Origin of the sequence: Frigidibacter sp. MR17.24 (genome assembly GCF_037095655.1) — a bacterium.
In the GTDB taxonomy this organism is placed as follows: Bacteria; Pseudomonadota; Alphaproteobacteria; order Rhodobacterales; family Rhodobacteraceae; genus Frigidibacter.
This window is the reverse complement of sequence record NZ_JBAWKE010000001.1, coordinates 1,500,532-1,513,024: the sequence shown is the minus strand read 5'-3', so window position 1 is coordinate 1,513,024 and position 12,493 is coordinate 1,500,532. Positions and strand designations below refer to the sequence as shown.

At 69.8% G+C, this 12,493-nt stretch carries 12 protein-coding genes; 3 read left to right on the top strand and 9 right to left on the bottom strand.

From position 1 onward, the window contains the following. Positions 1-406: 406 nt before the first annotated feature. The 8 genes from V8J39_RS07220 to V8J39_RS07185 form a co-directional block, all read right to left on the bottom strand. The gene (locus V8J39_RS07220) at positions 407-1,414 is read right to left on the bottom strand and encodes a TRAP transporter substrate-binding protein (protein WP_336460159.1); all 1,008 of its coding nucleotides are present in this window, start codon (positions 1,412-1,414) and stop codon (positions 407-409) included. A gap of 55 nt (positions 1,415-1,469) precedes the next feature. Continuing rightward, a complete protein-coding gene (locus V8J39_RS07215) occupies positions 1,470-2,789 on the bottom strand; it encodes a TRAP transporter large permease (RefSeq protein WP_336460158.1) in 1,320 nt (439 codons plus the stop codon). Continuing rightward, positions 2,786-3,319: a TRAP transporter small permease gene (locus tag V8J39_RS07210; protein ID WP_336460157.1), complete on the bottom strand. Its 534-nt coding sequence runs from the start codon at positions 3,317-3,319 to the stop codon at positions 2,786-2,788. Before V8J39_RS07210 ends, V8J39_RS07215 begins: the two co-directional genes overlap by 4 nt. A gap of 44 nt (positions 3,320-3,363) precedes the next feature. After that, positions 3,364-4,284: an SMP-30/gluconolactonase/LRE family protein gene (locus V8J39_RS07205; RefSeq protein WP_336460156.1), complete on the bottom strand. Its 921-nt coding sequence runs from the start codon at positions 4,282-4,284 to the stop codon at positions 3,364-3,366. A 149-nt stretch (positions 4,285-4,433) separates the two neighbouring features. Next, positions 4,434-5,168, bottom strand: coding sequence for a GntR family transcriptional regulator (locus V8J39_RS07200; RefSeq protein ID WP_336460155.1), 735 nt, complete (start codon positions 5,166-5,168; stop codon positions 4,434-4,436). A gap of 1 nt (position 5,169) precedes the next feature. Further along, positions 5,170-6,060 carry a GntR family transcriptional regulator gene (locus V8J39_RS07195; protein ID WP_336460154.1) on the bottom strand — a complete coding sequence of 297 codons (891 nt, stop codon included), beginning with the start codon at positions 6,058-6,060 and terminating at the stop codon, positions 5,170-5,172. Positions 6,061-6,302: 242 nt separating this feature from the next. Continuing rightward, positions 6,303-7,022, bottom strand: a complete 720-nt coding sequence (locus V8J39_RS07190; protein ID WP_336460153.1) for a hypothetical protein — start codon at positions 7,020-7,022, stop codon at positions 6,303-6,305. Between the two features lie 359 nt (positions 7,023-7,381). Next, positions 7,382-7,690, bottom strand: coding sequence for a DUF6476 family protein (locus tag V8J39_RS07185; protein ID WP_336460152.1), 309 nt, complete (start codon positions 7,688-7,690; stop codon positions 7,382-7,384). Here V8J39_RS07185 and V8J39_RS07180 point away from each other — a divergent pair. Further along, entirely contained in the window at positions 7,683-8,720 is a 1,038-nt protein-coding gene (locus tag V8J39_RS07180; RefSeq protein WP_336460151.1) for an RluA family pseudouridine synthase, read from the top strand. The two genes, V8J39_RS07185 and V8J39_RS07180, sit on opposite strands and share 8 nt — an antisense overlap. 24 nt (positions 8,721-8,744) lie before the next feature. Here V8J39_RS07180 and V8J39_RS07175 read toward each other — a convergent pair whose 3' ends face one another. Further along, positions 8,745-9,476, bottom strand: a complete 732-nt coding sequence (locus V8J39_RS07175; protein ID WP_336460150.1) for a hypothetical protein — start codon at positions 9,474-9,476, stop codon at positions 8,745-8,747. 348 nt (positions 9,477-9,824) lie between these two features. On the opposite strand from V8J39_RS07175, the gene cls reads away from it, so the two are divergent. After that, positions 9,825-11,267 (top strand): cardiolipin synthase, encoded by a 1,443-nt coding sequence (gene cls, locus V8J39_RS07170; protein ID WP_336460149.1) that lies wholly within the window; start codon positions 9,825-9,827, stop codon positions 11,265-11,267. Between the two features lie 290 nt (positions 11,268-11,557). Beyond that, entirely contained in the window at positions 11,558-12,454 is an 897-nt protein-coding gene (gene rpoH, locus V8J39_RS07165) for an RNA polymerase sigma factor RpoH (protein WP_336460148.1), read from the top strand. The last annotated feature ends 39 nt before the right edge of the window (positions 12,455-12,493 follow it).

Here is a 12,493-nt window from a genome sequence, read left to right as displayed (position 1 = left end):
CGATAGCGAGGGGAAGAGGGCTTCGGCATGGCCCGAAGCTAACCTGCAGGATTCACGACGTGAATCCGCCTCACTGATAAGTGCAACAACGCCCGTTTCTAATGTTTCTGGCTGCGGCGCGGCGGCGGCCCGTCGGCCCCGCCGCGGCCGGTCGGTCCGGGGCGGGCGCGGTGATGCGGGCGCCGGGGCGCCCTCGCATCGGCCCGCCCGGGATGCGGCACAGTGCCGATCCGCCGGCCGGTCTGCACGCGAGAGGGGCCCCGGCGCGATGCGACCGGAGCCCCTGGTGTGGCGGGCCCGGACCCGGCCGGACGGGAGGCGCCGGGCCACCGGCCGATCGACCGACGGCCCCGGGCCGACGGCCCCCGGGGGGGGGCGAACGGCGGGGCGGGCGCGGGCCGCGCGCTCAGTGGCCGGCCGCGATCTCCTCAAGGCGGGCCATCGCCTCGGCGCCCACGACCTTCTCGCCCATCTCCTGCCAGACCGGCTTCATCGCCGATTCCCAGGCGGCACGCTGGCCGTCGTCGAGCGCGTTCACCACCTTGCCCTGCTCGCGGAAGAAGGCGAGATCGGCGTCGTTGATCTCGGCCGCCTGGGCGAGGTTCCAGTCCGTCGCCTGGTCGAGCGCGCCCTGCAGCTTGGCGCGGCGCTCGTCGGACATGTCGTCCCACCAGGCCTTGTTCACGCCGACGATCCAGGCGGTGTAGATGTGATCGGTCAGTGTGATCTCGTCGATCATCTGCCACATGCCCGAGCCGCGCAGCGCGTTCGGCGTCGGCTCGACCGCGTCGATGACGCCCTGTTCGAGCGCGGTCGGGGTTTCGGACCAGCTGACGCCGACCGGGTTCGAGCCGATGGCCTCGAAGGGGGCCACGTAGATCGGCGCGGTCTGCACCCGGATCTTCATGCCGCCCGCGTCGCCCGGCTGCAGCACGGCCTTCTGCCCCTTGTGGGCCAGGATCCGCGGCCCGTTCATCCAGACCGCGACCGGCTCGATGCCCTTGGCCTGCAGCTGCGGCACCCAGAGCGCGCGCAGGCTTTCGTCCTCGAAGGCGGCGCGGATCTTGTCGGCCGAGTCGAGCAGGAACGGCAGCTCGAACATGTTCACCGCCGGCACCTGGGCCGAATAGATGCCGATCGCCGGGCAGATCACCTGCACCTCGCCCAGCTGGGTGCCGACGATCTGGCTGTCCTGGTCGAAGAGCGTGCCGCCGTGATGCATCTCGGCCTTCAGGTCGTCACCCATCGCCTCCTGCGCGCGGGCGACGAAGTAGTCGAAGGTCTGGCCCTTCAGGCCCTTGGCGTTGTTGTCGTTCGACAGCACCATCGTCAGCGGCGCGGCAGCGGCCAGCGTGGGCAGCACGATCGGGGTGGCGGCCAGCAGCAGGCTGGCGAGCACGGTGGTGAGCTTCATGGTTTCCTCCCTTTGAAGCGTAGGCCTCGGACGCGTTGGCCTTCGAGGCGTTGGATCAGTTGACGACGGACGGCAGCCAGAGCGAGACCGCGGGCACGAAGGTGACGATGAGAAGGGCGATGAGGGTCGCGGCCATCCAGGGGATCGCGGCGCGGAACACCTCGACCACCGGCAGGCCCGACACGCCCGAGGCCACGAAGAGGTTCATGCCGACCGGGGGCGTGATCATGCCCATCTCGATGTTGACGATCATGATGATGGCGAACTGCACCGGGTCGATGCCCAGCTGCTGGGCCGCCGGTTGCAGGAGCGGCGCGAAGATCAGGATCGTCGGCACCGCTTCCAGGAAGAAGCCCACGACCAGCAGCAGCGCGTTGACGCACAGCAGGAAGGTCACCGGCGACAGGTCCGCGTCCAGCACCGCCTGCGCCAGCCGCCCCGGCAGGCCGATCTTGGTGATGAAATAGCCGAAGATCAGCGCGTTGGTGGTGATCCAGAAGATCATGCCGACGCGCGGACCGACCCGGGTGATGATCCGCGGCAGGTCGGCGGGCCGCAGTTCGCGGTAGACCAGAAGCCCGATCGCGATCGCGAGCACGGCCGAGACCGCCGCCGCCTCGGTCGGCGTGAAGATCGCGCCGCCCTCGTATGAGATGCCGAACAGATCGAAAGCCGGCAGGCCGTAGATGCCCACCACGATGAAGACCGGCAGCGACAGCGCGGGGATCGCCGAGCGGAAGGTGCGCGCGGTTTCGGCCGCCGTGGCGCGGGGGCGGATCGCGACGGTCTCCTTGCGGGCGAGGAACCGGGCCGAGCCCAGCAGCAGCGCGCCGTAGATCGCCCCGGGGATCACGCCGGCCATGAACAGGTCGGGGATCGGCGTCTCGGTGACGAAGCCATAGAGGATCAGCGGGATCGAGGGCGGGATCAGGATGCCGATCGCGCCCGCCGTGGCCAGCGCGCCGATGGCGTAGCGCTCGGAATAGCCCTCTTCGCGCAGGGCGGGGTACATGATGTTGCCCACGGCGGCGACGGTGGCGGGCGAGGAGCCCGAGATCGCGGCGAAGAGGATGCAGGTCAGTACCGCCGTCATGCCGAGGCCCGCGCGCAGGTGCCCGACAAGGGCGCGCGCGACGCCGATCAGGCGGTGGACGAGCCCGCCCGTCTCCATGAAATCGGCGGCGAGGAAGAAGAACGGCACCGCCATCAGCGTGTAGTGGTTGACGTTGCCGAAGAGCTTCTGGCCGAAGATCCCGTCGGGGATCGGCGCGAACAGCAGCGAGGACAGGACGGCCGATCCGCCAAGCGCGACCGCGATCGGCGCGCCGATGACGATGAGGGCGAAGAAGGCGGCGATCAGGAAGGCGATGGTCATTCGATGCGCCCCTCTTTGGGCGTGCCCACGCGGGCGATGAAGGCCTCTTCGGGCGCGAGGTCGGGGGCCCGCCACAGCGCGGCGATGACCATGGCGTAGCGGATCACGAGGAAGACGAGGATCACGGGCAGGATCGCGAAGGGCCACAGGACGCTGACGCCGAATTCGGGGTGGGTGATGCCGATCGTCTGCACGAAGCTTGCGTAGTGGATCGCGTCGCGGGCGTAGAAGGCGGCCAGCACCAGCGCGGCGCCCAGCGCGATCGTGTTCAGCACCGCCCGCGGGCGCGGCGGCAGCGCCATCGCCAGCAGGTCGACGCGCGGGTGCACGCCCTCGCGCACCGCGCGGCTCGCCCCCATCAGCATCGCCCAGACAAGCGCGGTGACCGCCCCGGCCTCAAGCCAGTGGATCCCGGTCGAGAAGACATAGCGCAGCACCACCTGCAGCACGGCGAGGCCGAGGCCGATCGTCGTGCCGGCGAAGATGACGGCAAGTTCCACGGCTGACATCAGCCGGTCGAGCTGTTTCACGGATCCTCTCCCTTCCGGCCCTCCCCCGGGCCGTCCTTCGTGGATTACTGGTGCGAGAACATGGGCTTGCCCGCGAAGGGCAGCTCGACCCGCAGGATCGAGGCCGTCGAGGCCTCGGTGATATAGAGATGGCGGTTCCCGGGGCCGCCGAAGGCCATGTTGGCGGTCAGGATCCCCTCGGGGCTGCGGATGCGCAGCATCGGCTCGCCAAGCCGGCTCATCACCCAGACGGTGCCCAGCCCCATGTGGCCGATCACCAGCTCGCCGCCCTGTCCCATGGCCAGCCCGTCCGGCCCGGCCAGCCCGCCCGACAGCTGGATGAAGGTGCCCGATTTCGCGACCGTGCGGCCGTCGGGCAGGAAGCGCACCCGCCAGACGGCATTGGCGCGGGTCACCGCGACGAAGAGATGGCCGTCGGCCTCGTCGAAGCACAGCCCGTTCGGGCTGGGCAGGTTGTCGATGACGCAGGTCAGCTCGCCCGCCTCGGTCAGCCGGAACAGCCGGCCGTAGGGGGCGTGCAGCCCGCTTTGCCCCTGATCGGTGAACCACAGGTCGCCGTTCGCGGCGAAATGCAGGTCGTTCAGCCCGTGGAACCGTTCGAGCCCCGGACGGGTCAGGAACGGCTCGACCTTGCCCGAGACCGGGTCCATCACCATCAGCCCATGGGCATGGTCGGCGATGAAGATCCGCCCGTCGCGGTGGATCTTCAGCCCGTTCGGCTCGCCGTCATAGCTGGCCGCGACGCGGAATTCGCCCTCGGGGCTGCAGCACAGGATGCGGCCGTTGGCGATGTCGACGCACCACAGGTTGCCCGCGCGGTCGAAGGACGGCCCCTCGAGAAAGGCCCGGAACAGCTTGCCGCCATGCTGGACCCGCGCCCAGGACGAGCTGTCGCGCGGGGCGAGCGCTTCGGGGACGCGGGCGAAGACGGTCGCTTCAACTTCGGGGGGCGGCGCGAAGAACATGGCTTGGGTCCGTATTGGCTTTGCGAACGAATAAAGCCAATGCACGCCTGCGCGCAAGGAATTTGATTACCCATTCCGGTATTGATTAATCAAATGCAGTCGAGCCAAGGGCTTGCCCGCGAGCCCCGTCCTTGGTTCGGGCGCCCGGGTCAGGCGCGCACGCCGGCCGAGTAGGAAAAGGCGAAGGGTTCGATGTAGAGCGATTCTCCGTAAAGGATCGGCTCGTCGCCCGGCGTCATCAGCCGGTGGGCGCGCATCAGCAGCGGCGCGCCCCCGGCGACGCCCAGTTCCGCGGCATCGCGGTCCGACGCCAGCACCGCCCGCACCGCGGCCTCGATCCGCCCGATCTCGAGCCCGAGGTGATCGCGGATCAGCCGGTGCACGCCCTCCTCTGCCAGCGCGCGGGCCGGGATCTCGAGCGCGATCGCGGGGTGGAACCAGCGCGTCTCGCTGCCGATGCAGCCCTCGCCCACCAGCCGCAGCCGGCGCAGCCGGAAGACCGGCGCCCCCGCGTCGAGGTCGAGCCGCCGCGCGGCCTGCACCGGCGCCGGCACCTGCGCGAAGGACAGCAGGCGGAACCCCACGCTGTCGCCCGTCAGCGCGATCTCGTCCTCGAACGAGCGGATGTTGTGGATGTCGAGCCCGACGCGGATCTGCATGTCGTCGTCGCGCCGGCAGGCGAAGCTGCCGCGCCCGGGCTGGCGGCGGATCAGCCCGTCACCGGCCAGCCGCGCCATCACGCCCTGCACGGTCGAGCGGCTGACGTCGAAGTCGCGCGCGATCTCGGCCTCAGTCGGCAGCTGTGCGCCGGGCGCGATGCGGCCCGACTGCAGTTCGGCCGCGAAATGGTCGTAGATGCCCTGGCGGATCGAACGCGGCCGCATCTCAGCGCTCGGCCCAGGCGCGGGCGTTCGGCGCCTTGCGATCGCGCGCATCCACCAGATGGCGGTGCAGCCGCCCCGAGGCATCGGCCACGCGCCCCGCCTCAAGCAGGGCGATGATCTCGAGATGCTCGCTGCATTCGGCGCGCAGCCGGGCGCTGTTCACCCGCGCGCGGTATTCCATCAGCCGGCGCATCCGGTTCACCCGCTCGAGCGACATCAGGAAGAACGGGTTGCCCGACATCGCGCAGAGCGCCTCGTGGAACTGCGCGCCGTGGCCCAGCATCGTCTCGTTCGGCAGGCTCTCGGGATCGGTCTCGAGCAGGCGGCGCTGGATCGTCGCCAGTTCGGCCAGCCGCGCGCGATCGACCCGGAAGCCGGGTTCCAAAAGCGCGGCCGGTTCCAGCGCGATGCGCAGGCGGTAGATCTGGTCGAAGGCCTCGGGGGTCTTGGCGACCGGCAGGAAGCGCCAGCCATAGCCCTCCTTGCGCTCGACCCAGCCCTCGCGCTGCGCCCGTGCCAACAGCTCGAGCGTGCGCGCCTTGGTCCAGCCGTAGCGGTCGCGCAGCGCAAGCTCGGTCAGCGTCTCGGGGATGCGGTCGCGGATCCAGTCCTCGGCTAGGCGCTGGTACTCGGTGGTCTCGTCCTCGACATCGGTCCGCGCGAGCGCGCCTTCGGGCAGCTCCCGCGCGACGAAATAGCCGCGGTTCGGCACCAGGTCGAGGATCCCGCGCCCGACCAGCAGGTCGAGCGCGTTGCGCACCGGCGTGCGCGACACGCCAAGCCGGTCGGCAAGCGACTGGGTCACCATCTTGTCGCCGGGGCCGAACCGGCCTTCGGCGATGTCCTGCACCACGCGGTTCGAGATCTTCACGGCGAGGTCCGCGTTGCGCATGCCCGGTCCCATTCCTCAAATGACTACTCATTTAGAGCGGATGGGGCCGCGATTGCAACCGCGGCGGGACCGCGCGCCGCGGGCCCGGACCTGCGCGACGCGGCAAGCCCGTCCCCGGCGCGGGATCGCCCCGGCGCGGGATCGTCGTGCCGGCGGGCCGCGCGGTCAGGCGCAACCGAGGCGCGCCGGTCGCGGACCGGGCGCGCCGTCATCGGTCATGAGGTGGGGCAGGGCGGCGGCGGTCAGCCGCGGCGCAGCTTCTGCTTCATCTGGCTGTCCGAATGCGGATCCACGTAGTGGAAAAGCGCCGTTGCGCGGATCGCATCCGCGTCGCAGGGCTCGTTGGTGTGCAGCGAGCGGTAGCCCCAGAAGAAGTAGATGCTGCCGGGTTGCAGCGCCAGCCGCAGCATCCGCCGGGTGCCAAGCCTGTAGGCCAGCCCCAGCAGCCGCTGCGACAGCGCGTTGTCCGACAGCGTCTTGTCCACGAGGTTGCGCATGTAGGTCTTGCGGATGTCGCGAGTGTTGGGGTGGATGATCAGCCGTCCCGGGTTGCCGTGGTCGGGCACGATGACCGGGATCAGCGCCGTCAGCACGTAGGAGTCGAAGTGGAAGCGCATCGAGTGGTTCTTGGCGCCCGCGCCCGACAGGCAGCGCAGGATCTGGTAGAACCCCTCGTCCGGGGCGGGCGTGCCGGTGCCGCTTTCGTAGATGCTGCGGCACAGGCTGACGAAGCCGGGATCCTCGGGCAGGTGGCCGAGGAAGATGTCCTGCAGCTGGTCGGTGCCCTTGAAGCCGGTGTATTCGCCGCCGTTCGCCTTGACGGCCGCCCGGATGAAGTCCTGGGCCGTCGCCAGGTCGGCGGGGTTCACGAAGTCGTGGATCACCGCATAGCCGTTGCGGTTGATCTGGTCTGCAATGATTTGTCCGCGCGTGTCGGGTTTATGAAGTTCCGCAAATTGCATGGTGGTGCCCTCGTAATGGTGGCTCAAATGGAACTTGTAACGGGGTCAGGCGTTGGCATCGTCGCGCAAACGTCATTTTCGGTCAATCTTCGGCAGCGGCAGGGCCGTGACCACGTCCTCCGCCTGGCGCAGGCGCGCGCAGACCGCGCCGGCGCCGCTTGGGCGGCGTCTTGCCGACGCGAAATTCATGTCGCATTAATGACTTGACCTAGCGGCAGCGCCGGGTGCGTCGCCGTGGTACCGGATGGCCGCCCTGGCATGGGCGCGGGCCATGCGACCGGCACTGACGGGGCGCGGACAGGCCGGGCCGCCCAGGCTGCGCCGGGCGGCCGCGAATCATCCGCTCCGGCGGCGCGGCCTCAGGGCGCGATGCGGACGCGCTGGGTGATCGCGCCGCTCTCGGCATCGAAGACCAGGATCTCGTCATGGTCGGTCACCACCGCGTACCAGCCGGTGCCGAAGGTCACGGCGCGCGCCGTGGCGTCGTCGGGCAGCACCACCGCCTCGGGCAGGCGCGGCACCTCGGGCGCGGTCGAGAAGCGGATGACAAGCAGCCCGACGATGGCTAGAAGCCCCAGCATCATCACACCTGCCAGCGCCGTCACGAGGATCTTGAGGAACCTCAGCTCGGGCGGCAGCGCGGCTTGCGGAGCATCTGACTTGGACACGGACCGGGACCCTCTCGTCGTCATTCTGGGCGAGGATGCGCCCCCGCGCCTTGATAAGGCGCTGGCGCAGGCCGTGCCAGAGGAATGGTCGCTGTCGCGCTCGCGCCTCGCGAAGCTGATCGCCGAGGGCGCGGTGACCCGCAACGGCGAGGTGATCACCGAGCCGAAGGCCAGGGTCGCCGGCGGCGAGGTGATCGAGATCGACGTCGGCGAGCCCGAGACGCTCGACACGCTGCCCGAGGCGATCCCGCTGTCGGTCGTCTACGAGGATGACGAGCTGATCGTGATCGACAAGCCCGCGGGCATGGTGGTGCACCCCGCGCCCGGCACGCCCTCGGGCACGCTGGTGAACGCGCTGCTGCACCATTGCGGCGACAGCCTGTCGGGCATCGGCGGGGCCCGCCGGCCCGGGATCGTGCACAGGATCGACAAGGAGACGACGGGGCTTCTGGTCGTGGCCAAGACCGACCGCGCCCATCACGGCCTTGCCGCCCAGTTCGAGGCGCACACGGTCGAGCGCCATTACATCGCCTTCTGCCACGGCATCCCGGACCGTGCCGATCCGCGGCTGCGCGGCCTGAAGGGCGTCAGCTTCGAAGCCGGCGGCATCCTGCGCATCGCCACCCACCTCGCGCGGCACCGCACCGACCGCCAGCGCCAGGCCGTGGTCTGGGAAGAGGGCCGCCACGCCGTCACCCGCGCCCGCGTGGTCGAGGGCTGGCCGGGGCCGGTCGCGATGCTGGACTGCTGGCTGGAGACCGGGCGGACGCACCAGATCCGGGTTCACCTGAGCTATTGCGGCCACGGGCTGCTCGGCGACCAGACCTATGGCGGGCGGCGCCGGGTCGCGGCCTCGCAGCTGGGGGCCGAGCGCGCCGAGGCGGCCGAGGCCTTCCCCCGGCAGGCGCTGCACGCGGCGACGCTGGGCTTCGTCCACCCCGCGACGGGCGAGGAGATGCGCTTTGAAAGCCCGCTGCCGGCGGACATGGCGGAGTTGGCGGCACTGCTGTCGACGGCAGCCGAGCCGTGACGGCCGGGGGCGCCCCCGGCGTCCTCAGGCGCGGCGTCGGCGTACCAGCCACAGCGCGCCGAGGCCGGTCGCAGCCAGCGGTGCGCTGGTGGGCAGGGGAACGGCCGCCGGGGTGTCGGAGCTGCTGACCACCAGGCTGTCGACCGCGAACTCGCCATAGGCGAAGACCTGGGGTGCGGCGGTCCCCATGTCCTGGCGGAACAGCGAGAAGCTCGAATAGGATCGGCCGATCTCGGCGGCACCCAGGCTGAAGGGCGTGTCGAGCTCCGTCACCCCGTCGGGCAGCGTGAACACCTGCAGCGAGAGCGCCTCGTTGATCCAGACCGGCCCGGTGTCGACATAGGTCTGGCTGCCGGCGCTGTAGCTGTCCTCTTCCGCCGGATCGAAATACTGGCCGAGGCCGACGGTCTCGTTGTAGGTGCCCGCGACCGCGTATTCCACGCCGCCGATCGACAGAAGAGAGGTGCTGAAAAGCCGTGCTTCGGGCGTGCCCGTCGCGCCGATCGCCCGAAGCGTCGGCGTGGTGAACGCGTCGGCATAGGGCAGCGCCTCGCTGTCGTAGACGAAGGTCATGGTGACCCGCTGTCCGCCAAGGTTGGCACCGGCCGGACCGAAGAGGCCGGTGATGTCCCATGACCGCTCGGTCAGGATGCCGGTGCCGATTATGGTCATCGTCGCCGCGGCGGCCGGGAAAGCGGTGACGGCAAGGACGATGGCAGCGGCGGCAAGGGCTGCGGGGAACGGATGTCGTCGCATGAGGGCTCCATTGTCGGCTTCGGGTTGGACGGACTGCGTTCCGGACCGCCCGGGCGCCGCCTTCGGCAGGTGCGGACGGGGGCGCCGGTGGTCAGGACGCGGGGCCGCGCGTCACCGGGCACCGCGGTGTGTCGGCGTCGATGCGAAGTGGCGAGACGGGCAGGCACTTTGCGTTCCGCTCCGACTGTCGCCGCGATCGGTGAAAATCCGAAAACAATTTATGCGTGCAATCCGGAATTGTGGATTGTTTTCAGATTGTGCCTGCGCAACGGGCAGCGCAAGGCTGCGCGGAAGCGGCCGGAACCCCATGCTTCTCCACGGGTTCGGCTCGGTACATACGGGGACGCGATGCTCAGCTCATTCCAATGGTCGGTGGCGCTGCACTTCCTTCTGCAGCTTCTCACGCTGATGCGGGTGCTTGCGCGCGAGGACCGCGAACCGGCCGCACGCATGGCCTGGGTGCTGGTGGTGCTGGGCCTGCCGTTCTTCGGCGTCATCCTCTATTTCCTCGTGGGCGAGGTGCGCATCTCGCGCGGGAAGATCCAGCGCATGGCCGAGGCCTTCGCCAGCCTGCCGCCCGAACCCGCCGCCAGCCCCGGCGAGGCGCCGATCCCCGATCCCTACCGCCCCGCCTTCGCCCGCGCCGCCGCGGCGAACGGCTTCCGGCCGCTGCCCGGCAACCGCATCGAGATGATGCGCGACAGCGACGGCTTCATCGACCGCCTGGTCGAGGACATCGACGCCGCCGACCGGCACTGCCATCTGCTGTTCTACATCTGGCTGAACGATCGCAACGGCGCCCGCGTGGCCGAGGCGCTGATCCGCGCCGCCGGGCGCGGCGTCGCCTGCCGGGTGATGGTCGACGCGCTGGGCTCGCGCCATTTCGCCGGGTCCGAGACCTGGGACCGGATGCGGGCGGCGGGCGTGCACTGCGCCCGCGCCTTCGCGATCCGCGCGCCGCGGCTCAGGATGTCGATCAGCCGCATCGACATCCGCAACCACCGCAAGATCGTCGTGATCGACAACGACATCGCCTATGCCGGCAGCCAGAATTGCGCCGACCCCGCCTTTGCGATCAAGCCGCGCTTCGCGCCCTGGGTCGACATCATGGTGCGCATGACCGGGCCCGTGGTGTGGCAGCACCAGCAGCTGTTCGCCGCCGACTGGGCCACCCATGCCTACGAGACCGTGGCCGAACTGCTGGCCGAGCCGATGCACGAGGCCGCCGGCGGCCCCGAGGGCCGGGTGACCGCGATCGCCGTCGGCTCGGGGCCCGGGATGAACAAGAAGGCGGTGTCGGACCTGTTCCAGGCGGTGATCGCCACCGCGCAGCGCGAGCTGCTGATCGTCACGCCCTACTACGTGCCGAACGAGGCGTTGCACCAGCAGATCTGCGCCGCCGCCGTCCGCGGCGTGCGGGTGCGCATGATCCTGCCCGCGCGCAACGACAGCCGCACCGTGGGCCTGGCCAGCCGCAGCTACTATCGCCCGCTGATCTCGGCGGGGGTCGAGCTGTACGAATTCCGCCCCGGCCTGCTGCACGCCAAGGTGCTGGTCGCGGACGGGCAGGGGATCGTCGTCGGCTCGGCCAACATGGACCGGCGCAGCTTCGAGCTGAACTACGAGAACAACCTGCTGGCCCATGACGTCGCGCTGGCCGCGGCGCTGACGATCCGGTTCGAGGACTGGCTGGCCGACAGCCAGAGGGTCGACCCCGAGCTGATCCGCGGCTGGGGCCTGCCGCGGCGCATGGCCTGCAACCTCGTGGCCACCGTCGGCCCGCTGCTGTGACGCGCCGCCCGCGGCGCCGCGCCGCGCCGCGGCGACGGATCCGGGGGCGGGGGCCGTTCGTTGATCATCGTAACGGGTCGGTCATGGGCTGGCCTGCACAGCTGACGTTCAGGTGAGCCCGACCGATTCCGCTTGCTAAACTCTGCGGTTTAGTTCATCTTCAGTTGAAATGTTGGCGGACCCATGGATCGGGCGCCGCGGGCATCGACAGTTTTCACGTCCGTGCCGGGATCCGGACGGGCAGAATGGGGCCGCTGCGTCGGAACGGGTGGCCCGGAAAGGGAAACGACATGAGTAGCTATGCCAATCTTCCCGCCCCCAGCCCCGAGCAGGGGCTGAACCGCTACCTGCAGGAGATCCGCAAGTTCCCGCTGCTGGAGCCGGAAGAGGAATACATGCTGGCGAAGAACTGGGTCGAGAACCAGAACGCCGGCGCCGCGCACCGACTGGTGACCAGCCACCTGCGGCTCGCCGCCAAGATCGCCATGGGCTATCGCGGCTATGGCCTGCCGCAGGCCGAGGTGATCTCGGAGGCGAACGTGGGCCTGATGCAGGCGGTCAAGCGCTTCGACCCGGAAAAGGGTTTCCGCCTCGCGACCTACGCGATGTGGTGGATCCGCGCCGCGATCCAGGAATACATCCTGCGGTCCTGGAGCCTGGTGAAGCTGGGCACCACCTCGGCGCAGAAAAAGCTGTTCTTCAACCTGCGCAAGGCCAAGTCGAAGATCGGCGCGCTGGAAGAGGGCGACCTGCGCCCCGAGAACGTCGCGCAGATCGCCAAGGACCTGAACGTGTCCGAGGACGAGGTCATAGCGATGAACCGCCGCCTGTCGGGGGGCGACGCCTCGCTGAACGCGATGGTGGGCTCGGACGGTGACAGCGCCACCCAGTGGCAGGACTGGCTCGAGGACGAGAGCGCCGACCAGGCCGGCGATTTCGAGGCCCGCGACGAGCTTCAGGCGCGGCGCGAGCTGCTGGCGGGCGCGATGGACGTGCTGAACGACCGCGAGAAGGACATCCTGGTGCAGCGCCGGCTGGTCGAGACCCCCGCCACGCTCGAGGAACTGTCCGAGCAGTACGACGTCAGCCGCGAGCGCATCCGCCAGATCGAGGTGCGCGCCTTCGAGAAGCTGCAGAAGCGGATGCAGGAACTTGCCCGCGACCGCGGCATGATGGCGACGGCCTGACGGCCGCGCCCGGCGAAATCGACAGGGCCGCGCACCGGC

Bases quoted from the DNA above. Each gene is read 5' to 3' on its own strand.
- V8J39_RS07215 (WP_336460158.1), bottom strand. From the start codon at position 2,789: ATGACCATCGCCTTCCTGATCGCCGCCTTCTTCGCCCTCATCGTCATC.
- V8J39_RS07205 (WP_336460156.1), bottom strand. From the start codon at position 4,284: ATGTTCTTCGCGCCGCCCCCCGAAGTTGAAGCGACCGTCTTCGCCCGC.
- V8J39_RS07220 (WP_336460159.1), bottom strand. From the start codon at position 1,414: ATGAAGCTCACCACCGTGCTCGCCAGCCTGCTGCTGGCCGCCACCCCG.
- V8J39_RS07195 (WP_336460154.1), bottom strand. From the start codon at position 6,060: ATGCGCAACGCGGACCTCGCCGTGAAGATCTCGAACCGCGTGGTGCAG.
- rpoH (WP_336460148.1), top strand. From the start codon at position 11,558: ATGAGTAGCTATGCCAATCTTCCCGCCCCCAGCCCCGAGCAGGGGCTG.
- cls (WP_336460149.1), top strand. From the start codon at position 9,825: ATGCTCAGCTCATTCCAATGGTCGGTGGCGCTGCACTTCCTTCTGCAG.
- V8J39_RS07200 (WP_336460155.1), bottom strand. From the start codon at position 5,168: ATGCGGCCGCGTTCGATCCGCCAGGGCATCTACGACCATTTCGCGGCC.
- V8J39_RS07175 (WP_336460150.1), bottom strand. From the start codon at position 9,476: ATGCGACGACATCCGTTCCCCGCAGCCCTTGCCGCCGCTGCCATCGTC.
- V8J39_RS07190 (WP_336460153.1), bottom strand. From the start codon at position 7,022: ATGCAATTTGCGGAACTTCATAAACCCGACACGCGCGGACAAATCATT.